Origin of the sequence: Pseudovibrio exalbescens (assembly GCF_028737195.1) — a bacterium.
GTDB classification, from domain to species: domain Bacteria; phylum Pseudomonadota; class Alphaproteobacteria; order Rhizobiales; family Stappiaceae; genus Pseudovibrio; species Pseudovibrio zosterae.
The window spans coordinates 84,458-105,446 of record NZ_JAQZAJ010000004.1; the positions used below are offsets into that span (position 1 = coordinate 84,458).

Below are 20,989 nucleotides of genomic sequence, written 5' to 3' on the forward strand. Positions count from 1 at the left end.
CTTGCGCGACTCAGGGTCTGGATATTATAGTGAACATAAGTTCATTACACGGAGTGCCAACAATGCCACGTCCAAGAAAGATGCGCCGCATCCAGGAAGAAACCCGCGTCCGCTTTTACAAGCCGCAAGGCATCCCGATGCGAGAGCTGAGAGCTGTTGTGCTGCCAGAAGATGGCTTGGAAGCCTTGAGGCTCGCTGATGCGGAAGGTCTGGAGCAAGCAACGGCCGCCGAGCTGATGGGTATTTCCCGCCCGACCTTTTCGCGCCTCGTCTCGCACGCGCGCACGACGGTGGCGACCGCGTTGACAGAGGGGCTTGCGCTCAAAATTGAGGGTGGAGAGGTCGAGATTCTCGAAGGAACAGGGCTCATCGAGGACGAGGACAACGGTCATTGCCGCAGAATGCGCCGCCGTCGTGGGTTCTGCGGGCGCGCTTCCTTGGTGACTGAGGAAGTCGAGCCTGTACATGCGCGCGAAAGCGATCTTTGAGCTGCTGTCAAACACCTGCATCAGGGAAACGAGAAGGAAAACCTTAAAGTCCCAGGCCCATTCTCGTCGGGCCTCCTCCCGGTTTTCTTTCTCGTGAGAAGGCAACGTTGCCGCTCGCGGAGCCAAACAGCTCCATCCACGCTGCAATGAGCGGCAGCGTTGCCGAAAATCTAACTGCCGCGGAAAAATTCCGAGGTAAACGGCAGTGCCGCTGCGCCGATTGCTGATGCATCCCGTTCTATTTCGGAGATGATCGGTTTGGCTACCACCCTTGGCACGCCATATCTGGGACGACTGAACCACTGGGTTCGGGCGATGAAAGCCTCGGCCAAAGCGCGGGGTATTTCGCCCCCAAAGACAATGGCCTGCGGATCAACAATGGCGCAGATGGCGTTCATCATGAGGTTGTAGTTCGGCACCACTTCCTCAATCCACTCGGCAACCCCTGGCCAATCTGGATTGAACTCGCGTTTCAATCGGTCAACAGAGGTAATGGAGACGCCATTCTCATTCAGGCGTCGGATCAGCAGTTCAAGTGCCGGTCGTTTGTAGTTGTTTTCATCATCGAACATGCCGCTGAACTCACCGGCGTTGCCATGAGCGCCGCGCATGAGTTTGCCGTTGACGACGACGCCGCCGCCGAAGCCATAGTTGAATGACAGGTAGGCGAAGTCGGAGATGTGCCGTCCCACCCCCATGAGATTTTCGCAGATTGCAGCTGCGTTAGCCCCATTTTCGAGCCAGACCGGCGCTTTAAAGCGGCCGGAAAGCAAGGGGCCCAGCTCGATGAGGGACCAATCCTGCAAAGGCAGCGGTGCATTATACTGTGTCCCGGTAACGTGATAGCCCGCAATTGCAAAGCCAACACCAAAGAGTTTGTCTTCCGAACGACCAGAGGACGTAATCAGCTTGGCGACGGCCTCCTCTATTCGGTCCAGTGCGGTTTCTCTGTTCAGGCCTTCGATATCAACGGTTAGGGTGTCATGGCCTCCGGCGAAGTCCATAAGGCAGACACCCGCCTTGTCCGTGTTCACGGAGATACCGAGGGTGTAGGCGTAATCCGGATTGAGGAACACGGCCGGGCTCGGCTGCCCTCGCCCCTTTGGTGGAACCGGATCGCCGATCCTCAATAGGCCACGCTCCGCCAACGTTTCGACCAAGCGATGCACTGATTGCTGGGTCAGGTCTAGGTGGCTGATCAGCTCCGCCCGCGCCAGCCCCGGCTTGCGGTGAATTTCCGAAAGCAGATGACGCTCATTCCGAGAGGCGACGTCGGCATTGCGGCCCCCTCTTAGAAATGGGGCTCGAATCAAATGACGTGGAGTGTAGGACAGATGTACCATTATCACAGCATAGGTGTGGAAATGGCGTCATGAAAGATTTATCTTTCTGGATTGTCGCCTGTTTCCCATGAGTTTTCTTAAGTTTGAGCTTATTATCACACTTTATGTGTCATTATGTTGTCACACCGAAACTGTGATAACTGCCGCGCCAATTCACTTCTGGTCCAAACAATTTGGGGGCGCAAATGAAACTCTTGAAGATCGCAGCATCCGCGTTGATGCTCTCCACTGCAGCCACAGCGGTTAACGCTGCGCAGTTCGAATTCTGGTACGGCAACACCGGTTCTGTAGAAACTGCAATTCAGGCCGCTTGCGATGCGTTCAACGCGTCTCAGGAAGAACACACTGCAAACTGCATCGGTCAGGGTGGTTATGAAGCCGGCATGCAGAAGGCGATCGCGGCCTACCGTTCTGGCAAGCACCCGGTTCTCATTCAGTTCTTTGATGCGGGCACGCTGGATCTGATGCTTTCAGATGCTGTGGTTCCAGTTCAGGACATCATGCCAGACGTCAATTGGGGCGACTATCTGACTGGTGCACGCTCTTACTACGAGACCTCCACGGGTGAGCTGTTCTCCCAGCCATATAACGGCTCCACGCTGATCTTCTATGCCAACATGGAGCAACTGGGCGAAGTTGGTGTTACCGAAGTGCCGGCCACCTATGAGGCAATGGTTGAAGCGGCGCGCAAGCTGAAGGAAGCTGGCCACGAATGCCCTGTAACCACAGATGCGCATCCATGGCGCGTTCTGGAGCAGTTCTCTGCCCGTCACGGTGCGCCAATTGCTTCCAACAACAACGGTTACGGCGGTCTGGATGCCGAATACATCTTTAACGAAGGCCCGGTTGCTGACCATCTGAACAACCTTGCCCAGTGGCGCGAAGAAGGCCTCCTTAAGCTCAATCAGGACACCAAGGCAGGCAAGTACAACGTTGCCTTCAATCAGGGCGAATGCGCCATGATGGAAGCCTCTACCGGTTCCTACCGTTCTGCCTTTGAAGCTCTGGGCGACAAGGTCGAGATCGCAATGGCGCCAATGTATGAAGGAGTTGAGCGCCGCAACACCCTGATCGGTGGCGCGTCCTTGTGGGTCATGAAGGGCCACGAAGGCGAAAAGCTGGAAGCTGCAAAAGCGTTCCTGAACTACCTGCGCCAGGATGACGTGCAGATCGAGTTCACCCGCATGACCGGTTACATGCCTGTCACCCAGTCAGCGCTGACCAAGCTTAAAGAAAGCGGCAAGGCGGACATGAAAGAGTTTGCAACCGCCGAAATGGGCGTGAACTCCTTGAACCAGCCGGGTGACGTGAACAGCCGTGGCCTGCGACTTGGCTTCTACGTGCAGTTCCGCGACATCTTCATGGAAGAAACCCAAAAGGCCTTTAACGGCGGCCAGACCATGCAGGCGGCCCTCGATGCAGCCAAGGCCCGTGGTGATGCCCTGCTGCGTCGCTTCGAACAGACCTACCGCGGCGTTGAACTGCCTTAACTCCCCAATCACGCGAACCATGGCGGGCCGGTGCATCCGGCCCCCTTTTCCCGTTAAAGGCCGACTTCCATGTCAAACCGCTTTTACAGAAACAAATGGCTTCCGCTCTGGCTGGCTAGTCCGCAGCTTGTGGTGTTGTTTTTCTTCTTCTATCTGCCGGTGTTTCTGGCGTTCTTCTGGTCGTTTTATTTGGAGCGCCCCTTTGGTGGCGGCTCCCAGTTCGTGGGCTGGCAGAACTTTGAGCGTGTCCTGAGCGATCCTGAATTTTGGACGTCGCTTTGGCGCACGCTGACCTACATGGTTGTGGCGTCCTCCACCTCCATCATTTGTGCTCTGGTCCTTGCACTTGCTGCCGATCGCGGCATTCGCATGTCGCCGTTGGCGCGCAACGTCCTGATCTGGCCAAAGGCTGTTGCTGCTGCCTCTATCGGTGTCATCTTTCTGTTCATCTTCAACCCGTTCATGGGCATTCTTGCGCCGCTGAACGAGATGTTTCCGGGGTTTTGGAACCCACGCATCAACCCGGTGCATACGTGGATCATGATCTACATCGCCAACATCTGGAGCGCGATCCCGTTCACCTTCATCATCCTGCTTACCGGGCTGCAATCCATTCCAGACACGCTTCACAAAGCGGCAGCCATTGATGGGGCGGGCCCATGGCGGCGGTTGTTTGACATTCAGCTGCCATTGCTAACCCCGCAGCTCTTCATCGTGGTGGTGCTGGAAATTGCTGACAGTCTGTCTGGCTCGTTCGCACTGATCGACACAATGAGCCAAGGCGGCCCTGGCGGCGCCACCAATCTGCTTGTCTACAAGATCTACGTGGATGGTTTCAAAGCTTACGACCTGTCCGGTGCAGCCACACAAACGGCCATGCTGATGATCGTCGTCGCTGCCGTAACCGCGTTCCAGTATCTGGTCGTCGAAAAACGGGTGAAATACGAAAGATGATTGAAGATACCCGCTCCATCAACACCACGGCGACACTGCTTCTTCTGGCTGGCTGTGCCTTTGTTCTGGCACCTCTTGTCTTCGTGGTCATCACGGCAACGCAAAGTTATGGCGACTTCCTGCGCAACAACTTTTCGCTGGTGCCTGGGACCCACTTTTTTGAAAACCTCCAGCAAGTCTGGGAACTCACGCTCCTGCCACGGCAGACCTTCAACAGTTTCGTGGTGGCTTTCGTTTCCGCATTCGGGCGTTGCTTTCTGGCATTCACCACGGCCTACGCGGTGGTGTTCTTTGCGCCGCGCTACAGCATATTTATTTATGCTGCGGTGCTCGCCTCCATCATGCTGCCGCTCGATCTCATGGTGATCCCGGCCTATCAGGTCGCGGCCAACGTTGCCATGCCCATCAACGCGGTGGCCAATCTGGGTGGTGCCTGGGAAACTCTTTTCGGAGCGCCACTGGATTTGCAGCTCAACCTGCTCAATACCTACGCCGGTGCTGCGATCCCACTGATGGCGCAAGGGACTGGCACGCTGATTATGGTGCAGTACTTCAAGACCCTTCCGGTGGATCTCGCAAAGGCGGCCACTCTGGATGGGGCGAGCCCTCTGCGCTTCATGGTGGACATTCTTTTGCCGCTCAGCAAGGGACCGCTGCTCAGCCTGTTCATCTATCTCTTTATTGGTGGGTGGGTTGCCTACATGTGGCCACTGGTCTCCATCTCCTCTCCCGACATGCAGACCGCTGTGGTGGGCCTCACCGCATTGGATAGCGGCATGGGAGAAGACGAGATCCCCAACTTCCCGTTGCAAATGGCCGGCGCCATCATGGTCACCGCCATCCCGCTCGTTCTGATCGCCCTGACCCAGCGCCTCATTGTGCGCGGGCTGGTTCTCTCGGAGAAATAATCATGACCGCTTTAGCCCATGCCGCAGGCATTCATCTGGTCGATTTGCAAAAGACCTACAGCAAAACGCCGGTCATTCCGGGCCTCACTGCCGACCTTGCATCTGGCGAGTTCACGGTAATTCTCGGTCCGTCCGGATGTGGGAAGTCCACTTTGCTCAACATGATCGCCGGTCTTGAGAAAGTCTCCGGTGGCAAGATCATGATCGGGTCGCGCGAGGTGCAAGACATCCCGCCCAAGGACCGTGGCCTTGCCATGGTTTTCCAAAACTATGCCCTCTACCCGCACATGAGCGTAGCAGACAACATTGGCTACGCGCTGAAGGTTGCTGGTGTGCCAAAGGATGAGCGCACCAGCCGGATTCAGGCGGCTGCAAACGTCGTGAATCTGGGTGACTACCTTGATCGCCGACCTTCAGAGCTTTCCGGCGGACAGCGCCAGCGTGTTGCGATTGCCCGCGCGATCGTGCGTGAACCGCAGGTGCTTCTGTTCGATGAACCGCTGTCAAATCTGGATGCCAAGTTGCGTCACGACATGCGCATGGAACTGTCGTCCCTGCACCGCCGCATTGGCGCAACCAGCGTTTTCGTAACCCATGATCAGGTTGAGGCCATGACGCTGGCTGACCGCATTCTGATCCTCAATCACGGTCGCATTCAGCAGTTTGACACCCCGAACAACATCTACCACAAGCCTGCCAATACCTTTGTCGCGGGGTTCATAGGCTCCCCTCCCATGAACCTTGTTGAGGCTCAAGCCTCGAACGGTGCGGTGAGCGTGGGTGGTGTGCGCCTTGCGGCAACTGAAACCAGCGGGGATGTGACAGTCGGCATTCGGCCGGAACACATCAAGGTTACGGAAAGCGGCATTCCAGTGCACGTGGCCTACAGGGAAGATCTTGGCTCCCACAGCACCATGGTGGTGGAGATGGAGAACGGTCAGACCCTGCGCCTTGCAACGCAATTGGGCGAACCCATTCGCGGTGGTGAATGGGTTCATATCACCATCCCAGAAGACAAGCTGCACTTTTTCGACGCCGCCACGGGCGACGCCCTTCGCAGCGACTAAGCCAATCAAGAACAAAAGGATATTGAGATGAAACCTTATCGCGACTTTATCCGCGGCGTCCGTGCTACCCCAACCATCGTGGCCCACCGGGGCGCGTGGCACAACGCACCTGAGAACTCCGTCCAGTCGATCCTCAACGCGGCTGAAGCAGGCTATGAAATCGTGGAGATCGACGTGCGCCGCTCTCGTGATGATGTTCTGTTCATTTGCCACGATGACACTCTGGAGCGTATGGCCGGCATGGATGTACCTGCTGAAAGCCTGACCATCGCGGAGCTGAAAGAGCTGCGTCTCAAGGCGCGCGATGGTGGTGAAAACCAACCCTTCACGGAGCACCTGATCCCGACACTTGGAGAGGCTCTGGAAGCGGCCAAGGACCGTGTCTATCTCGACATCGATGTGAAGATCGGCCGCGATCTTACCGATGCGTCCCGGCTCGTCTCAGACTATGGCATGAGCGAGCATGTGGACTTGAAGGTGAAGGTGCAGACCGCCGAGCAAGCGTCACTCCTGCTGGAACTGCAACAGGCCAATGGGGTCATGGTCATGCCAATGACACGCTTTGAAGCGCACAATGTGGACGTACTCATTGATTTGCTTGCTGAAACGGGTGCTTCCATCGTTGAAACCAAGTTTGATGACCTGAACACCATTGCCTCACGGGCGGACCGCTTTCGTGAGGCGGGACTGGCTGTCTGGGTTAACACGCTGGATGGTGTTGCCTGTTGCGGCCTGACGGACACATTGGGTGCGCAAGAACCTGCAGCCGTATGGGGCCGTCTCATGGACGCAGGTGTGAGTGTTATTCAAACCGACGAGCCGGAAGCCCTTCAGGCTTACCGCTCCCAACTGGCGAAAGTAGCTTGATGAAGCTGACACCAGCCTTTTATGAAGCGCTGATCAACGAAGTGCGGCAGATCGCTCGTGAAGAGATCATGCCGCGCTTTCGGAACTTGGAAACCACGCAGATCGACAGCAAGACTGCGCCCGATGATCTGGTGACCATCGCTGACAAACGCTCTGAAGAGCGCCTGACTGAGGCTGTGGGCCGCCTGTTGCCGAGTGCTGCTGTGGTGGGTGAGGAAGCGGTCTCCGATGATCCGTCCCGGCTCTCCCTGATTGACCGTGAAGACATTTGCGTGATTGTCGATCCCGTTGACGGGACCTGGAATTACGCCAATGGCCTTGCGACCTTCGGCGTTATTATCGCCGTTACGTACAAGGGTGAGACGGTATTCGGCCTGCTCTATGACCCAGTTCTGGATGACTGGATCTGCGCGGAAAAAGGTGCTGGCAGCCGGTTTCAAACAGCAGCGGGTCATACCAGAAAGATCTCCAGTCTTGAGGGGCCGGGGCTTCTTACTGGCATGGTGCCCTTGTACCTGCTGTCGCCTGACCAGCGTCTGGCGGTCGGAGCGCGTTTGTCGGAGTTCAATCGCCTTAACTCCCTGCGGTGTTCCTGTCACGAGTATCGGTTGGTATCGCAAGGCCGAATTGGCTTCTGCCTGGCTGCCAACCTGAAGCCATGGGACCACGCAGCGGGGGCGCTTATTGTTGAAGAAGCGGGAGGCGCGGCGCAGTTGATTACTGGCGAGCGGTATCGTCCAACCATGTCTGAGGGCATGCTGCTGACTGCCGCAAGTCCGCAAATGATGGAGGACGCGCTCTCGCGTCTACGGCCTGCCTTGCAGGTTTGAGCAATCTAAAAAGCCCGGTTCTTGGTAATGTATGGAACCGGGCTTTTCACGTGGGCTCCCGCTCCTTCAATCGCGGCGCAGAACCATCCCGTGCTTCTGGTCAGCAACAAATCCGATCTTTTCATAGAATTGAACGGCCGTCCGTTGCTTGCCGGTCAGCAGCATGATCTTGTAGGCGCCTTCTGCCCAAGCAGCCGCGATCAAGGCTTCCAAGACAGCCCTTCCCAGTCCGATCCCGCGGTATGCCTCATGAGTGACCACGTTCTCAACCAGCGCGTAAGGCCTGCCAAGGGTGGTCATGTTGGGCAAGAGATGCAGCGTTGCCATGGATCGGATGCAGCGATCAACTTCTGCGCCAAAGATCACCGTTCCCGGATGCGCGAGCAGCTTTTGGAAGTGGGTACGACCTTCTGCTCCTGAAGCAACGGGGCGGCCTTCCGTCAGCTGGAAATAGAGATCGACGACCTCTTCATAGTCTTGAAGCGTAACTGGGCGGATGATACGCCGGTTTTGAGAGAGGCTCGTCATGCCTTGGTTGTATCCTTGGGTTCTGTGACAATGGGCTTGTCGCCAATGATGTAGCGCGGGCCACGGCCATAAGCGGCGGCAGCGTCACCCGCATTGTAAAGTTTACAGGACTGCAGCGACAGACACCCGCAGCCAATGCAGCTGTCGAGCTTGTCGCGAAGTCGGGTCATTTTTGCAATGCGTTCATCAAGGTGGCGTCGAAATTGCGTGCTGAGTTTGCTCCAGTCCTTCTTTGTGGGCGCACGCCCTGTGGGGAGACTTGCCATCTGTTCGCAAATCTCGGCAATGGTAAAACCGAACTCCTGCGCAACAAGTACGAGCGATAGACGCCGGATATCGGCGCGCATGAAACGGCGTTGACCGCCTGCATTGCGCGCTGGCGTCACAAGTCCCTTGGATTCGTAAAACCGGATGGCGGAAACGGACAGGCCGGTTCTATCTGCCAACTCGCCAATCGTCAGCAGATCCGGGCTCCTCGCAGTCTTCACAGCACCCCCAAAAAAGTCCTTGACCTCAACTTAACTTGAGGAATTAAACAGGATGTCATCTGCTGTCAAACCCCGAGGAAACGAGATGACAACAAGCTTTTTGGAACACGTAAACTTCACCGTCACCAATCCGGATGCAACCGCTGAAAGACTGATTAAATGGTTTGGCTGGCATGTGCGATGGTCCGGTCCTGCCAAAGACAAAGGCTATGCGGTGCACGTTGGCAATGAAAACAGCTACGTCGCACTCTACGCAAAGCCCGATGTGGATCAGCTGCCTGGACAAGACACTTACATCACCCGTGGTGGCCTGAACCACGTTGCCATCGTGGTTGACGACCTGGATGCAACGGAAAAGCGCATTCTGGCTGATGGCATCAAAACCCACAATCACGGGGACTATGAGCCGGGGCGCCGCTTCTATTTTCATGATGATGACGAAATCGAGTTTGAGGTTGTGAGCTATGTTTCGTAACGCCAGTTTTTCAAGCTTCATTGGCACGCTCGCTCGCCTGCGTTCCGGATCTCCGGACCGAATGTTGAAGCGTCGGGACTATGATCCGCTTTGGTATTCAGATTGCGGCTGTCGCCCGAAAAACGAATGCCCCAATGGGCCTGAGGGGCAAGATTGGCAACGCCACCTGCCCTTCCGGCCGTCTTGCTAATCGAGAATCAGAGGTTTGATTCCCGCAACAGCATGAGATCCAAGCTACCCCTACCAATTGAGCAGGGACCGTGTTTGTGTTGAATACACGAGCGCGGTCCCTTTTTTATGCCGTTTTCCCAAGGCTCGGCTCACGCCTTGCATAGCTCTCAGACATGCGCGCCGTGTGGTTACACGTATATTCAGATGCTTAAGTGTCTAATGCATGCAAGATTTGGGTGGCACGTAGATTCACGCATATCATTAGTTCTACGAAAATTCAGGGATGCCTAGCGGGCGTGAAAACGCATATTACGCATTTTCAATAGGTTAGCGCCTGTTCCTGCCGCCTTGTTGTGGGTACCTCGCAGCTTTAGGCCTTATTTCGAGCACGCTTTGCCATCGAAAGTTCATAAAATTGCTTGCACATGCATGTTGACAGGGATCAGCAAATATACTTGTATGCGCAAGCAATCGGGCAGGAGTTGCCCCACGAGACAGAGAGAACGACGTGCTATGGTCTGCGAGACATTGAGCCAAGGTTTCTTGGAGGAGTTTCAAAAGGTTAGAGAAGCGGTGGCGTTGCATACCGATGATGGCGAGGTACGATATCTTGACCTATTGGAGTTGCATGGTGCCTTCTGCCATCAGGTCGAAAACCTCCCGCTGCCCTCTGGCTCCCGTGTTGCTTTGTTTGCAGAAAAAAGCGCCCGCACCCTCGCCTTGATCCTGGCGCTCTGGCACCACGGCCATCCGGTTATGATTGTGCCCGCAGGTCTTGGTGACAAAGCATGCGACAAGGTCTTTGAAGATGCAGCGATCTTCGCGCAGATCGGCCTTGATGCGCACGGAACCATCGAGATTCTGAAGGAAGTGCGTGGCAAGGGCTTTACCAAAAGCACCGACAACTGCGCTTTGATACTCACCACCTCGGGCAGCACTGGCGTACCTAAAGGTGTGATGCTTCCCGCAAACGCGTTGAAGAGCTTCTTCGCTTGGGCGAAACAACAGTTCTCCTTAGTGCAGAACAGCAAGGTCTTTAGCTACGCTCCGCTGAACTTCGATCTCGCCCTGCTTGAGATCTGGACCCCGCTCTCCATTGGGGCCTGCTCGGTCCTGGCAGATCCTGCAAAAGGTGCAGATGGGGCGTATCTGCGGGCGCTGGTTTCCAAGCATAAGCCGGACCTGATCGAAGGTGTTCCGCTGCTTTATCGAATGCTGGCGGAGACAGATGGCAGCGCGGCTTTCAAGGCTCCCTTCGTCAAGAACGTCATCATGACCGGCGAGAAGTTCTCCAAAGAACAGCGCCTACAGCTGGCCCATATGTTTCCGAAGGCGATCTTCCGCAATGTTTATGGGGCCACCGAAACCAACGACAGCCTGATCTTTTCTTGCAATGCTGAGGAGCTGACAGACCTTGAGGTGATGCCGGTTGGCATGCCGCTCCCTCATGTGAAAGTTCTGGTGGAGCCGACGGATGAGCCAGAGGCAGACGATATCGCCCGCGGTGAACTGCTTGTTTCTACGCCGTTTCAGGCAACTGGATACACAGATCCTGTAAAAACCGAAGATGCGTTTCTGACCCGGGTTGTAGAGGGCGTTGCTCAGACGTTCTACAAGACCGGAGATCTGGTCCGCATGAAGAAAAATGGCCTGATTTACCTTGAAGGCCGTAGCGATTTTATTGTGAAAGTTCGCGGCGTCCGCACCAACATTGTCGATGTCGAGATCGCCCTTACCTCCCATCCGGATGTGGAGGCGGCTGCCGTGATCCCTCTACCTGACGCCGCTGCAGGCACAAAGCTGGCTGCTGTGGTGCAGGTCTCCCCTGGTGCAAAGTTGAACAGCCTTACACTGCGCAGCTATTGTGCCGAGCACATTCCACGCTCAGCGATACCTTCCCTTTACAAAATTACAAGTGATCCACTCGCGAGAACCTCAACAGGCAAGCCAGACCGCAAGTCACTTGCCGGGTTCTTCCAAGAAGCCGGAGAAACAACTTCATGACTTATTCCCATGAAATTCGCAGCTTCATCTGTAGCGAACTGACCACAGATGTCTCTGCCGATGAAATCCCTGAGGACTATGACCTGTTGGCCTCGGGTGTTTTGGACAGTCTGGCATTGGTACGCCTGATTGCATGGCTGGGAGAGACTTTCTCACTGCCGATCAACGAAATGGACCTTGCACCGGAGGATTTTTTGAGTGTGAAGGCCATAGACGACTTCATTCTGAAGCATGAACAGAAAGCAGTCGCCTAGTTTTAACCAGATATCTATTAGGAGGATAGAGTAATGTTCTACCGCAAGAAAGATGAACTTGAGGGCGTTAACTGGGGCAATGGATCTAGTCACCGTCTGATTACTAAGAAGGACAACATGGGCTTCACTGTTGCCCACACTGTTGTAAATGCTGGTTCAGAGTCTCGCTTGCAGTATGAGCGTCATCTGGAAGCCTGCTACTGCATTTCCGGTAGTGGCAAGGTCTATAGCAAGGATCGCAGTATCGTCTTCAACATCGAGCCTGGCGACATCTATGCGCTCGATGAACATGACCCGCATATTCTCGTCGCGAACGAAGGCGAAGACATGCACCTCGTGAGCGTCTTCAACCCGCCGTTGAACGGCGATGAACGACATAAGCTCGACCCAGAAGGGTTCTCCCGCTACTAAGCCAAAAGGAGTGCGAGCGTCATGCTCTCAACTAATCCTTCTGCGCGCTTCGAAGAGCTGGTTTCAGCTCTTCGTAAGCTCGACCCCTCAATCAATGAGGGCGCGCCGTCCGAGACAGAATTTCCCCGGTCCAAGTGGCAGGCAATCTCCGATGCCGGGTTCTTCGAAGCGGCTGTAGATCAAGCCTTCTCCCTCAACGATCGTTTGAAGGGCATGCTGACCCTTTGCGAAACACTGGGAGAGGTTTCTCAGGATTCAGGCCTCAACTTCACCGTTGCGACCCATCTGGCGAGCACAATTTCAGCGCTGGAACAGTTCGGTAGCGAGGATCTCAAGGCCCGCTATCTGGCTGATCTTTCCGCCGGGCGGTTGATCGGTGCGCACGCAATCAGTGAGCCTGGTGCCGGGTCTGATGCTGTTTCCATGCAGGCAACGGCTGCCAAGCATGGAGATGAGTACGTCCTGAATGGCCACAAGGCATTCGTAACAAACGGCCCGATCGCCGACGTGATCGTGGTTTACGCCAAGACCAGTGACAGCAAGGCAGGCGGCATTTCCGCGTTTCTTGTGCCAACAACCACTAAGGGCGTGAAGATTGGGCCAACCATGAAGAAGGTTGGTCTGATTTCTTCTCCCCTCAGCGAGCTGACGCTGGATGACTGCCGCATTCCGGCAGCCAATCTCATTGGCCGCGAAGGCGCAGGTTTCCTGATCCTGAGCTATGTCATGAAGCGTGAGATCCTCTATTCCTTCATGATGAATGTCGGCGAAATGAAGCGCCGAATTGACCGGTGTGTTCGGTATGCCAACACCCGCGAGCAATTTGGCACGTCCATCGGGGCTTTCCAGTCTGTGGCCAACAAGATCGTAGAGATGAAAATGCGCTACGAAATGAGCCGCAACTGGATCCTGCACGTAGCGGAAAAGGTCAGCCAGAACAAAGACGTGACGACCGATGTTGCGATTGCAAAGGTCTATGTGAGCGAAAGCGCCCTGTCCACGGCCATTGACGCGGTCCATGTGTTCGGTGGTTACGGCTTTCTGGCGGAAAACGGACTTGGCGCTGAGGTGTGCAATGCTCTGGCGGGACCGATTTACTCCGGAACAAACGACATTCAGCGCTCCCGAATTGCAGCCATGATGGGGATCAGAGCATGAGCACGTCGCACATCCACTCCAATCAAGACCCGTCCGTTGCTCTGAACCATTTTGGTTTGGACACTGACTTTAGTTTTCTCGGTGTCGAGTGCCAGCCCGGCGAGGTTCTGGATTATCTCGACCCTGGGGTTCAGAACTACGTGAAGCATGCACTCGGTCGGAAAGATCATTCCGACCGGTCCGTGGCAGTCACGCTGTACTACAAGATCCGCGATGGCATCTTCTACGAGGTGTTTGGAACGGACATCAGCAAAGACGGCTTGAAGGCCTCCGGCATCATCAATGCCGGGCGTGGCTTCTGTTTGCACAAGGCCATTTTGTATGCTGCATGTTGCCGTGCCGCCAGTGTGCCGTGCCGTGTTGTGGCCTCTAAGGTTCAGAACCACATCACCACACCAAGCCTGGAAAAATTGGTCGGCGGCAAGGTGTTTCTGCATTGGTACAATGAGGTGAAAGTAGACGGTCAATGGCTGAAGACTGCACCTGTTTTCAATAGCTTGCTTTGCAAGCTCTACAAGATTGAACCGCTCGAATTCGACGGTTTCAGCGATGCGGTCCATCAGCCGCATACCAAGGGTCGGTCCATGGAATACCTTGGAGAGCCGACACGTTTCTCTAACCCCAAGCACTCGGAACTTGTGTGTCTGGTTCAGTCCCAGCACCCCTTGATGGTGACAGGCAAGGGATCAGTGCCGAAGGAGCGTGAGTTCCGGGCTGCCTGATCACAAATTTTTTTGAGGATATATTTGCATGTACAACAAAAACACCGGTGACCCATCAAACAGCATTGTCGTCTACACCGACTATGTGTGCCCGTATTGCCTCTTGGCTGAGACGGTCATTCGACGTGTCATCGACGGTCACGATGTGCCTATCGAATGGCGGCCTTATGAGCTGCGTCCCGATCCGGTGCCAACGCTCCGGGTCGAGGATCCATACCTGCCCACCGTATGGGAGCGCTCGGTCTACCCCATGGCTGAGGAACTCGGTGTGCCGATCAAGCTTCCGCAAATTTCTCCTCAACCACGCACGCAAAAAGCGTTCGAGGGTTTCCAGCTGGCGCAGGAAAAGGGCCTTGGCGAGGCCTACTCCAATCGGTTCTTGCGGGCCTTCTTTCAAGAAGAGCAGGACATTGGCGACATCGAAGTCATTGTTCGGCTAGGCGAAGAAGTCGGCTTGGATGGTGCGGAGCTGCGCGAAGCTCTCGACAAGGGCACCTATGCGTTCACCCATCGCAAGGCATTGGAGCAGGCCAAGGAGCAAGCAAACATCTCGGCTGTTCCAACCATTTTCATCGGAGACAGGCGCCTGCAAGGCGTTCCGTCGGAGGGCGAACTGCGCGCCGCCCTTCAAGAAGCCGGGCTGTTGAAGGCAACTGCCCAAAACTCAACCACTCCCCTCACTCAGTCAAAAGCATAGAAAGGTATGTCATGAGTTGGTTTTATCTTGGTGTTGCAGTGATCTTTGAAATCGCTGTTGCGATTTCAGCAGGTAATGCAAAAGGTTTCACAAATGTCAAATGGACCGCGGCAACTCTTGTAGCTGGTGCAATTGCCACGTTCTTCCTCAGCCTCGCGCTCCTCACCTTCGACGTTGGTGTAGGTTACGCAATCTGGACTTCCGTTTCCGGGGTCGGGATCGTGATCCTGGGCGCTTTGTTCTTCAATCAGCGTCTCAATTGGCAGAAAGCCCTTGGCATCCTCCTGGTGGTTGGCGGGGTTGTCGGTCTGCGTCTGACGGGCGCGGCATAAGCGGCCGCTTTCAGCCCGCAAACCTCAAGCTTCAAGAGAAGGAATTTTAAAATGTCGGCAACAACAGAACGCAACGAAACAACCGAAAGTCACGGTAAGGCATGGCTGGCTCTGCTCCTCGCTGGCCTTTTTGAGATAGGGTACGCTTTGAGCGTTGGCGGAAGCCAGGCCTTCACGGTGCTGAGCTGGTCGATCTCTGCGGTCATCTTCTTCCTGCTTACGCTCTACTTCCTGAGTGTGGCCTTGAAGCAGATCGATGTTGGTATTGGCTACGCCGTTTGGGCAGGTATCGGCGCCATCGGTGCGGCGGTCTTCGGCAGCATCCTGCTGGACCAGACCCTGACCTTTTACCAGGGTGTATGGCTTGCTGTGATCATCGGCGGCGTTGTTTGGCTCAAGCTGGCAGACAGCAAGCAGCTTAACGGCTAAGTCAACCGGGATCGAAGGCTGGCGTCGTTTCGGTGCTTGATGCCGTCCTTGGGCACTGGTCCTCGCGGTTAACGCATGAACAGGTTCTTAGTGAGCTTCAGTCATGTGTTCGCCGCGGGGGTGAATGCCCGGTGCCAGCCTTGTCTCCCCTCCCACCAATTCCGAAAGACTATCAGGGAGCGCAGTACTCATGCCCTCAAAAACAGAACACGACGTCATTCACAGTCTGGTTCAGCAGGCGGTGGACATGTCTATCGAGCATGTCGAAAAGGGTGGCATTCCGTTCACAGCGCTGATTGCCGACCAAAACGGCAAGGTCTATGGCAGCGGCGTCAACCGTGTCTCCGAAGACCATGACCCGACCGCTCATGCAGAGGTTGTGGCCATCCGAAACGCGTGCAAGCACCGTCAGCACCCCAGTCTGAGCGGTTTGACCTTGATCGCCTCCGGTGAGCCATGTGCCCTGTGTTACATGGCTGCGCTCTATTCCGGTGTCTCACGCATTGTCTATGCGGTGGACAGAGACGGCGCTGCACAAGGTGGTTTCAACTACTCGCGCTCCTACGAGATTTTCGCTGTGCCAACAGAGCATTGGGCCATGCGCCCGCAACTTCACGAAGTGGAAAATGGTTTTGAACCCTTCCGAATGTGGCTGGCCAAATCCAGCTTCATGCGGTTTTAATGGAGGTCTGCACTGATGGACGCTGTACTTGAAAAGCAATGGAAGGCTGATGGATGGAGCGCCCCTGCCCGCATTGGCGTGATTGTACCTCACGCGGATGTGGGGCCTGAAGCCGAGTTCGGCGCAATGGCGGGCGGCGAGGTGTCTATTCACGGCGGGCGCGTGCACTTTTCCGCCATGCGCGCCGGTGGTGTCATGGACGAGAAGATTGCTCACCAGCCGGTTGAAGCTTTCACTGCGCCGCCGCATCTGGATGAGGCGGTTGCGTCCCTCGCCACCTCTCCTCTGGACGCCATCGGCCTTGCCTTTACTAGTTCTGCCTACAAACACGGGCCGGACGGCGAGGCCGCGTTGCTTGAGCGCTTGAAGCCGGTTCTGCGCGGCATCCCCACTACAACAACCTGCAGTGCTGCGGCCAAGGCCTTTCAGAAGCTTGGGACCAAACGGTTGGCTTTGATCAATCCACCCTGGTTTGATGATGCTCTGTCCCAAGAGGGGGCGGATTATTTTGAGAAGGCTGGCGTTCCTGTTGCTTACCATGGGCCTTGTGGTTTGCCGAGCGGACAGCCGCATATCACCCCTGCCGGGCTTTATGATTGGGTTGCCAAAGTGGTCGCAGAAAACGATGTCGATACCGTATTCGTTGCTGGCAATGGCCAGCGCGCTGTGGGGATTATCGATGCCGTCGAAAAGAACCTCAATGTCACCATGACTTCTGCAAACCAGGTGCTGTTCTGGGATACGCTCTCCGCGCTTTCAGAAAAGCCAGCGGTGACGGGATACGGACGCCTGTTCGGGTGAACCTGCTTAAAGTAATTCTGCGCCCGGTCATGGTTTCTGGCCTGCTGGGCGCATAACTCTTTGTTTTTCCGAAGTCATATTATGGTCGGCATTGCGCGCTTGGGGAATTGATGAACCCTCGTAATTTCTTCGCAACGCGCTCTGCCTCTTTCCTTATTCATTTGCATGTGCATATATAAAAAGTCTAAATGAATCGATGCGCAGGAAGCGAGCAATACCATGTCCCTCCAGAGTGCCGCATGGGAGCGGTTGATTTACCTGGTTGATTTTGTCGAAAGCTTTGTCGCCAAGGATATGCAGCGCAAACACAACATCGGACTCTCGGAGTTTCGTGCCCTTAAGTTCTTGGAGGTCGCCAAGGATTCTGAACTGCGTATGCAAGAATTGGCTGGCCTTCTGGGATTGAACCAGAGTTCCGTCACCCGTCTGGTCGGGCGGCTTGAGAACAATGGCTATACGGTGAGAGACCTGTGCCCTGACGACAAGCGCGGCATCTATACTGTTCTCACGAACCGGGGGCGCAAGCGTCTTTCAGAGGCCAGGGTTGACTACGAAAAAGCGCTCTGTGCGGCTCTTGAAGAAGCCAAGGACAAGTTTAGTGCAGGGGACGTGCTTACTTTGCTGAATGCGCTCTCCGCCAAAGAAGAAGTTGAGGCCAGCTGAACCCGAAAGCCCTCCGTTCTTTGCAGAGACGGAGGGCTTTGTTTTTAGGGTGACGGCGGATTGGCTTATCCGTCGAAGACATCGCTTTCCGGCATCCATTCAGGCCGCTCCATATCGAAGCCTTGTGACCTCAAAACCGGCGCCACTTTCGGGAAGTAAATGCTCTTGTAGTACCCTGCGGTAGAGGCGGAATAGCTTGGCATTTCCGGCAGGCCTTGTTCGTTCCACCATTCCTGCAAAGTTGCCTCATAACGCTTGACGCCGTCGGCGACCTTCTGCGCGTCATACTTTTCAAACATGGCGAAACTCTCCAATGGAACGCGCGGCTTCACGCCGGAGAGCTTTGCCTTGTCTGGTACGCCAAGCGTCAGGCCGTTGATCGGGAAAGTGCGCTGAGGCAGGCCAAGCAGCTCAATCATGGCTTCCGGTGCACGGCGAATGCCGCCAATTGCAGTGGAGCCATAGCCGAGGCTTTCGGCGGCTGTTTGCAAGGCGTTGGTCATGATGCCAGCGTCAACGGCACCCACAAGCAGGCCCTCGGCGGACTTCTCAATGACAATTTCCTCGCCGGCCAGATAGGTCGCAAAGCCCGGCCGTACATAATCCATCACAACCGTGATGAACACATCTGCGCCCGCAACTTGCGGCTGGCCACCTGCGATCTCAGCGATCTTTTTGATGGTCTCCTTGTCCTGCGTCACAACAAGCGAGATTTGCTGGCCGTTGATGGAGGTTGGAGCCTGCTGGCCCGCTTTCAGGATCAGGTTGAGATCGTCCTGCTTGACCGCTTCGCCAGTAAAGGCGCGCACGGAGCGGCGGCTCATCATCTGCTCAATTGTCTTGTTGGTCATCGCTTAAATCCTGATGGTTCAAATCGGTCTTGGCGGTAAACAGCAAAGACCCGCGGAAACGCGGGCCTTCTCCTGGGCAATGCATGAATGCACGTGTCATCCAAGATGTCGGTCGAGTACCCACCCTCGAACAAGTGGGGGGAACCACCTACCCGGTTCAGCGAAGCTTCGCCGCCATTGTGGCAACGCGCTGGCCAAGGTGCTTGGCTGTGGCCAGATCCGCTTCGCTCATGGCATCTGCGCCTTGGTCCACGTTGGACTGCGCCATGGCACCGATGAAACCACCAACGCGGTTCAGGTCGCTTTCAGAGCCTTGAGAGCTGTTGTTGCCCGGCATCAGGTTGAGGTTCACCCAGATCATGCCATGCTGAGCTGCAAGCAGCGAGAAACCGATCAGGGTGTTGAGCTTGTCGCCGGACATTGCACCGGAGTTGGTGAAGCCAGCGGCCAGCTTATTGGCCCAACGCTGCTCCATCCATGCACCGGAGGTCTTGTCCATGAAGACTTTCATCTGCGCAGAGGCTGAGCCCATGTAGGTTGGCGCGCCAAAGATGATAGCGTCAGCCTTATCAAGTGCCGCCCAAGCCGCATCTGCGCCTTCACCTTCGAACTCGTCGGTATGGAAGAACAGCACCTCAGCGCCCGGTACACTCTGTGCGCCGTCGCGTACTGCTTCTGCCTGACGCTGGGTATGGCCATAGCCGCTGTGATAAACGATTGCCGTTGTCGCCATCTTTGTCTTTCCTTACTCGGTGAGGACTGTTTTGTCGGTTGCACACTAGCACTTGCATTTATCAAAAAAAGCAGGAGTGTGGAGGAAACACTTATCGGATTTATCGGAAAATGAAAATCGAAGATGTTGCACTCTTTGAACGCATAGCGGAGCTGGGCTCTGTTTCCGCAGCGGGCGAGGCGCTTGGCATTACGCCTAATCTGGCAAGTGAGCGTCTTGCGCGCCTGGAGCGTACCTTGTCTTGTACGCTTGCCACCAGAACCACGCGGAGCTTGTCACTCACCGATGAGGGGCGTCAGTTTCTGGAACGGGCAAAGGTGCTCCTGGAGGCTTACGAGGAAGCCCGGCACAGCGTTGGAACGCGCTCGCAGGAGCCAACAGGATCTTTGCGTGTTACGGCGCCGTCATTCTTCGGGCGGCTGTTTCTGCCAACCGTTATCGAGGCGTTCTTGACCCGCTATCCGAAGGCGGCACTGGACCTGTCTCTTTCCGATCACGTGGAAGACTACGCTGCGAGGGGGTTTGATCTCGCTATTCGCATCGGCAACATTCCCGATAGCAGCTATCGCGGACGCAAGCTGGGTGACAATGTCTCCGTGTTGGTGGCCTCTCCGGCTTATCTTGAAAGATATGGGGCACCGCAAACGCCCGAGGACCTGAAGGACCACAACTGTATGGTTTTTGCCGGTCAGAACAAATGGACACTGGAGACCGCAGATGGACCAAGGATCATCCTGGTGTCAGGAACGCTGCGCACAGACAGCGCCGAAATCGACAAGTTTGCTGCCGTCAATGGCCTTGGCATCGCTCTTCGCTCCAAATGGAGCATTCGCGAGGAGTTGGCGTCCGGCACTTTGGTACAGGTGCTCCCGACGTACCCAGTAACAACAAACATGAGCATCTGGGCCATTCATCCGCCGGGGCGTTACGTCTCGGTTGCGGCAAAAAGCTTCGTGGAGCTGCTACAGGCGGAGCTTCGCACGGCTTTGCGCGATACCTCGGCGTGACCGGTCTAAAGGCGCAATTGTCTGGCTGCGGTTCCGCCCATAGGTTCCTCCCCGAAAGAGGAGGATGCAATGGACAACAACGACACGCTGACAACCAAGAGCCGCAGCTATGAATACGCGGTGGCCAAGTTCAACATTGAAGCGGCCATGAACATGAGCGGGCTGGAGTACATGCGTGCCCTCGCCGCAGGCGAAATCGGCGCCCCGCCCCCCATTGCGCAGACGGTCAACATGTCCCTGCCCTTCGCGCTGGAAGAAGGCAGTGCCATTGTAGAGGCCTATCCTGCGGACTTCCTGCTTAATCCAATGGGGTTTGTGCATGGCGGATTTGCCGCCACCATCTTGGATACGGTCGTGGGTATTGCCGTTCACACGTCGCTGCCAAAAGGCATTGGCTACACCACCGCACAGCTGAACCTCAACTACACCCGCGCCATATTGCCGAGCACCGGCAAATTGCGCGCTCAGGGCAAGGTGATCCATTCAGGACGGCAAATGGCAACAGCCGAGGGCTACCTGCATGGGGTTGAGGATGGCAAGCTCTACGCACACGCCACAACCACATGTTTTCTGTTTCCGCTAAAGCTGCACAAGGGGCAGGTGGCAGGGTAACTGGTAATAACAAAACCTCCGAGC

26 protein-coding genes are annotated in these 20,989 nt (G+C 55.7%); 21 read left to right on the forward strand and 5 right to left on the reverse strand.

The genetic code is table 11. From position 1 onward, the window contains the following. Window positions 1-62 precede the first annotated feature (62 nt). Window positions 63-488, forward strand: a complete 426-nt coding sequence (locus tag PUV47_RS12760) for a DUF134 domain-containing protein (protein ID WP_274218955.1) — start codon at window positions 63-65, stop codon at window positions 486-488. A 170-nt stretch (window positions 489-658) separates the two neighbouring features. Here PUV47_RS12760 and PUV47_RS12765 read toward each other — a convergent pair whose 3' ends face one another. Further along, entirely contained in the window at window positions 659-1,831 is a 1,173-nt protein-coding gene (locus PUV47_RS12765) for an ROK family transcriptional regulator (protein WP_337994503.1), read from the reverse strand. 185 nt (window positions 1,832-2,016) lie between these two features. On the opposite strand from PUV47_RS12765, the gene PUV47_RS12770 reads away from it, so the two are divergent. The 6 genes from PUV47_RS12770 (at window position 2,017) to PUV47_RS12795 (ending at window position 7,947) form a co-directional block, all read left to right on the forward strand. After that, entirely contained in the window at window positions 2,017-3,321 is a 1,305-nt protein-coding gene (locus tag PUV47_RS12770) for an extracellular solute-binding protein (protein WP_274218956.1), read from the forward strand. Window positions 3,322-3,390: 69 nt separating this feature from the next. Beyond that, complete coding sequence (locus PUV47_RS12775; protein WP_274218957.1) at window positions 3,391-4,275, forward strand: carbohydrate ABC transporter permease; 885 nt, start codon at window positions 3,391-3,393, stop codon at window positions 4,273-4,275. Next, entirely contained in the window at window positions 4,272-5,183 is a 912-nt protein-coding gene (locus tag PUV47_RS12780) for a carbohydrate ABC transporter permease (protein ID WP_274218958.1), read from the forward strand. The genes PUV47_RS12775 and PUV47_RS12780 overlap by 4 nt, the downstream gene beginning before the upstream one ends. A 2-nt stretch (window positions 5,184-5,185) precedes the next feature. Continuing rightward, a complete protein-coding gene (locus PUV47_RS12785) occupies window positions 5,186-6,250 on the forward strand; it encodes an ABC transporter ATP-binding protein (protein ID WP_274218959.1) in 1,065 nt (354 codons plus the stop codon). A gap of 27 nt (window positions 6,251-6,277) precedes the next feature. After that, on the forward strand, window positions 6,278-7,117 hold the full coding sequence (locus PUV47_RS12790; RefSeq protein ID WP_274218960.1) for a glycerophosphodiester phosphodiesterase family protein: 840 nt from the start codon (window positions 6,278-6,280) through the stop codon (window positions 7,115-7,117). Then, a complete protein-coding gene (locus PUV47_RS12795) occupies window positions 7,117-7,947 on the forward strand; it encodes an inositol monophosphatase family protein (protein WP_028481622.1) in 831 nt (276 codons plus the stop codon). Before PUV47_RS12790 ends, PUV47_RS12795 begins: the two co-directional genes overlap by 1 nt. 66 nt (window positions 7,948-8,013) lie before the next feature. Here the strand turns inward: PUV47_RS12795 and PUV47_RS12800 are convergent, their stop codons facing one another. Together PUV47_RS12800 and soxR are read right to left on the reverse strand one after the other, a co-directional pair. Continuing rightward, the gene (locus PUV47_RS12800) at window positions 8,014-8,475 is read right to left on the reverse strand and encodes a GNAT family N-acetyltransferase (RefSeq protein ID WP_274218961.1); all 462 of its coding nucleotides are present in this window, start codon (window positions 8,473-8,475) and stop codon (window positions 8,014-8,016) included. Next, on the reverse strand, window positions 8,472-8,963 hold the full coding sequence (gene soxR / locus PUV47_RS12805; RefSeq protein WP_274218962.1) for a redox-sensitive transcriptional activator SoxR: 492 nt from the start codon (window positions 8,961-8,963) through the stop codon (window positions 8,472-8,474). The genes PUV47_RS12800 and soxR overlap by 4 nt, the downstream gene beginning before the upstream one ends. Before the next feature lie 85 nt (window positions 8,964-9,048). Here soxR and PUV47_RS12810 point away from each other — a divergent pair, with 85 nt between their 5' ends. From PUV47_RS12810 to PUV47_RS12865, 12 genes are all read left to right on the forward strand, one after another. Beyond that, a complete protein-coding gene (locus PUV47_RS12810; RefSeq protein WP_274218963.1) occupies window positions 9,049-9,438 on the forward strand; it encodes a VOC family protein in 390 nt (129 codons plus the stop codon). Between the two features lie 684 nt (window positions 9,439-10,122). After that, window positions 10,123-11,613: an AMP-binding protein gene (locus PUV47_RS12815; RefSeq protein ID WP_274218964.1), complete on the forward strand. Its 1,491-nt coding sequence runs from the start codon at window positions 10,123-10,125 to the stop codon at window positions 11,611-11,613. Further along, window positions 11,610-11,867, forward strand: coding sequence for an acyl carrier protein (locus tag PUV47_RS12820; protein ID WP_274218965.1), 258 nt, complete (start codon window positions 11,610-11,612; stop codon window positions 11,865-11,867). Before PUV47_RS12815 ends, PUV47_RS12820 begins: the two co-directional genes overlap by 4 nt. 33 nt (window positions 11,868-11,900) lie before the next feature. Then, a complete protein-coding gene (locus tag PUV47_RS12825; protein ID WP_274218966.1) occupies window positions 11,901-12,278 on the forward strand; it encodes an ectoine synthase in 378 nt (125 codons plus the stop codon). 21 nt (window positions 12,279-12,299) lie between these two features. Next, window positions 12,300-13,436 carry an acyl-CoA dehydrogenase family protein gene (locus tag PUV47_RS12830; RefSeq protein WP_274218967.1) on the forward strand — a complete coding sequence of 379 codons (1,137 nt, stop codon included), beginning with the start codon at window positions 12,300-12,302 and terminating at the stop codon, window positions 13,434-13,436. Next, window positions 13,433-14,158, forward strand: a complete 726-nt coding sequence (locus PUV47_RS12835; RefSeq protein WP_208974991.1) for a transglutaminase-like domain-containing protein — start codon at window positions 13,433-13,435, stop codon at window positions 14,156-14,158. Before PUV47_RS12830 ends, PUV47_RS12835 begins: the two co-directional genes overlap by 4 nt. Before the next feature lie 28 nt (window positions 14,159-14,186). Next, entirely contained in the window at window positions 14,187-14,855 is a 669-nt protein-coding gene (locus PUV47_RS12840) for a DsbA family oxidoreductase (RefSeq protein WP_274218968.1), read from the forward strand. An 11-nt stretch (window positions 14,856-14,866) separates the two neighbouring features. Then, complete coding sequence (locus tag PUV47_RS12845) at window positions 14,867-15,187, forward strand: DMT family transporter (protein WP_274218969.1); 321 nt, start codon at window positions 14,867-14,869, stop codon at window positions 15,185-15,187. Window positions 15,188-15,238: 51 nt separating this feature from the next. Next, the gene (locus PUV47_RS12850; RefSeq protein ID WP_274218970.1) at window positions 15,239-15,616 is read left to right on the forward strand and encodes a DMT family transporter; all 378 of its coding nucleotides are present in this window, start codon (window positions 15,239-15,241) and stop codon (window positions 15,614-15,616) included. Window positions 15,617-15,806: 190 nt separating this feature from the next. Beyond that, window positions 15,807-16,298, forward strand: a complete 492-nt coding sequence (locus PUV47_RS12855) for a nucleoside deaminase (RefSeq protein ID WP_274218971.1) — start codon at window positions 15,807-15,809, stop codon at window positions 16,296-16,298. Window positions 16,299-16,313: 15 nt separating this feature from the next. After that, a complete protein-coding gene (locus tag PUV47_RS12860; RefSeq protein ID WP_274218972.1) occupies window positions 16,314-17,099 on the forward strand; it encodes a maleate cis-trans isomerase family protein in 786 nt (261 codons plus the stop codon). A gap of 219 nt (window positions 17,100-17,318) precedes the next feature. Further along, window positions 17,319-17,762: a MarR family winged helix-turn-helix transcriptional regulator gene (locus tag PUV47_RS12865; protein ID WP_274218973.1), complete on the forward strand. Its 444-nt coding sequence runs from the start codon at window positions 17,319-17,321 to the stop codon at window positions 17,760-17,762. A 65-nt stretch (window positions 17,763-17,827) separates the two neighbouring features. On the opposite strand, the gene PUV47_RS12870 is transcribed toward PUV47_RS12865, so the two are convergent. Together PUV47_RS12870 and PUV47_RS12875 are read right to left on the reverse strand one after the other, a co-directional pair. Then, window positions 17,828-18,613: a nitroreductase family protein gene (locus tag PUV47_RS12870; protein ID WP_274218974.1), complete on the reverse strand. Its 786-nt coding sequence runs from the start codon at window positions 18,611-18,613 to the stop codon at window positions 17,828-17,830. Window positions 18,614-18,770: 157 nt separating this feature from the next. After that, window positions 18,771-19,346, reverse strand: a complete 576-nt coding sequence (locus tag PUV47_RS12875; RefSeq protein ID WP_274218975.1) for a flavodoxin family protein — start codon at window positions 19,344-19,346, stop codon at window positions 18,771-18,773. A 110-nt stretch (window positions 19,347-19,456) separates the two neighbouring features. Between PUV47_RS12875 and PUV47_RS12880 the strand changes: the two genes are divergently transcribed. Together PUV47_RS12880 and PUV47_RS12885 are read left to right on the forward strand one after the other, a co-directional pair. Then, window positions 19,457-20,353 carry a LysR family transcriptional regulator gene (locus PUV47_RS12880; RefSeq protein WP_274218976.1) on the forward strand — a complete coding sequence of 299 codons (897 nt, stop codon included), beginning with the start codon at window positions 19,457-19,459 and terminating at the stop codon, window positions 20,351-20,353. Between the two features lie 69 nt (window positions 20,354-20,422). Further along, window positions 20,423-20,965, forward strand: a complete 543-nt coding sequence (locus PUV47_RS12885) for a PaaI family thioesterase (protein WP_274218977.1) — start codon at window positions 20,423-20,425, stop codon at window positions 20,963-20,965. Window positions 20,966-20,989 lie beyond the last annotated feature (24 nt).

Excerpts from the sequence above, each read along its gene's own strand:
- PUV47_RS12875 (WP_274218975.1), bottom strand. The coding sequence starts at position 19,346 with ATGGCGACAACGGCAATCGTTTATCACAGCGGCTATGGCCATACCCAG.
- PUV47_RS12850 (WP_274218970.1), top strand. The coding sequence starts at position 15,239 with ATGTCGGCAACAACAGAACGCAACGAAACAACCGAAAGTCACGGTAAG.
- PUV47_RS12790 (WP_274218960.1), top strand. The coding sequence starts at position 6,278 with ATGAAACCTTATCGCGACTTTATCCGCGGCGTCCGTGCTACCCCAACC.
- PUV47_RS12785 (WP_274218959.1), top strand. The coding sequence starts at position 5,186 with ATGACCGCTTTAGCCCATGCCGCAGGCATTCATCTGGTCGATTTGCAA.
- PUV47_RS12795 (WP_028481622.1), top strand. The coding sequence starts at position 7,117 with ATGAAGCTGACACCAGCCTTTTATGAAGCGCTGATCAACGAAGTGCGG.
- PUV47_RS12825 (WP_274218966.1), top strand. The coding sequence starts at position 11,901 with ATGTTCTACCGCAAGAAAGATGAACTTGAGGGCGTTAACTGGGGCAAT.
- PUV47_RS12815 (WP_274218964.1), top strand. The coding sequence starts at position 10,123 with ATGGTCTGCGAGACATTGAGCCAAGGTTTCTTGGAGGAGTTTCAAAAG.
- PUV47_RS12770 (WP_274218956.1), top strand. The coding sequence starts at position 2,017 with ATGAAACTCTTGAAGATCGCAGCATCCGCGTTGATGCTCTCCACTGCA.
- PUV47_RS12820 (WP_274218965.1), top strand. The coding sequence starts at position 11,610 with ATGACTTATTCCCATGAAATTCGCAGCTTCATCTGTAGCGAACTGACC.
- PUV47_RS12840 (WP_274218968.1), top strand. The coding sequence starts at position 14,187 with ATGTACAACAAAAACACCGGTGACCCATCAAACAGCATTGTCGTCTAC.
- PUV47_RS12830 (WP_274218967.1), top strand. The coding sequence starts at position 12,300 with ATGCTCTCAACTAATCCTTCTGCGCGCTTCGAAGAGCTGGTTTCAGCT.
- PUV47_RS12760 (WP_274218955.1), top strand. The coding sequence starts at position 63 with ATGCCACGTCCAAGAAAGATGCGCCGCATCCAGGAAGAAACCCGCGTC.
- PUV47_RS12800 (WP_274218961.1), bottom strand. The coding sequence starts at position 8,475 with ATGACGAGCCTCTCTCAAAACCGGCGTATCATCCGCCCAGTTACGCTT.
- PUV47_RS12810 (WP_274218963.1), top strand. The coding sequence starts at position 9,049 with ATGACAACAAGCTTTTTGGAACACGTAAACTTCACCGTCACCAATCCG.
- PUV47_RS12885 (WP_274218977.1), top strand. The coding sequence starts at position 20,423 with ATGGACAACAACGACACGCTGACAACCAAGAGCCGCAGCTATGAATAC.
- PUV47_RS12845 (WP_274218969.1), top strand. The coding sequence starts at position 14,867 with ATGAGTTGGTTTTATCTTGGTGTTGCAGTGATCTTTGAAATCGCTGTT.
- PUV47_RS12775 (WP_274218957.1), top strand. The coding sequence starts at position 3,391 with ATGTCAAACCGCTTTTACAGAAACAAATGGCTTCCGCTCTGGCTGGCT.
- PUV47_RS12880 (WP_274218976.1), top strand. The coding sequence starts at position 19,457 with ATGAAAATCGAAGATGTTGCACTCTTTGAACGCATAGCGGAGCTGGGC.
- PUV47_RS12780 (WP_274218958.1), top strand. The coding sequence starts at position 4,272 with ATGATTGAAGATACCCGCTCCATCAACACCACGGCGACACTGCTTCTT.
- PUV47_RS12865 (WP_274218973.1), top strand. The coding sequence starts at position 17,319 with ATGTCCCTCCAGAGTGCCGCATGGGAGCGGTTGATTTACCTGGTTGAT.
- PUV47_RS12835 (WP_208974991.1), top strand. The coding sequence starts at position 13,433 with ATGAGCACGTCGCACATCCACTCCAATCAAGACCCGTCCGTTGCTCTG.
- PUV47_RS12870 (WP_274218974.1), bottom strand. The coding sequence starts at position 18,613 with ATGACCAACAAGACAATTGAGCAGATGATGAGCCGCCGCTCCGTGCGC.
- PUV47_RS12765 (WP_337994503.1), bottom strand. The coding sequence starts at position 1,831 with ATGGTACATCTGTCCTACACTCCACGTCATTTGATTCGAGCCCCATTT.
- PUV47_RS12855 (WP_274218971.1), top strand. The coding sequence starts at position 15,807 with ATGCCCTCAAAAACAGAACACGACGTCATTCACAGTCTGGTTCAGCAG.
- PUV47_RS12860 (WP_274218972.1), top strand. The coding sequence starts at position 16,314 with ATGGACGCTGTACTTGAAAAGCAATGGAAGGCTGATGGATGGAGCGCC.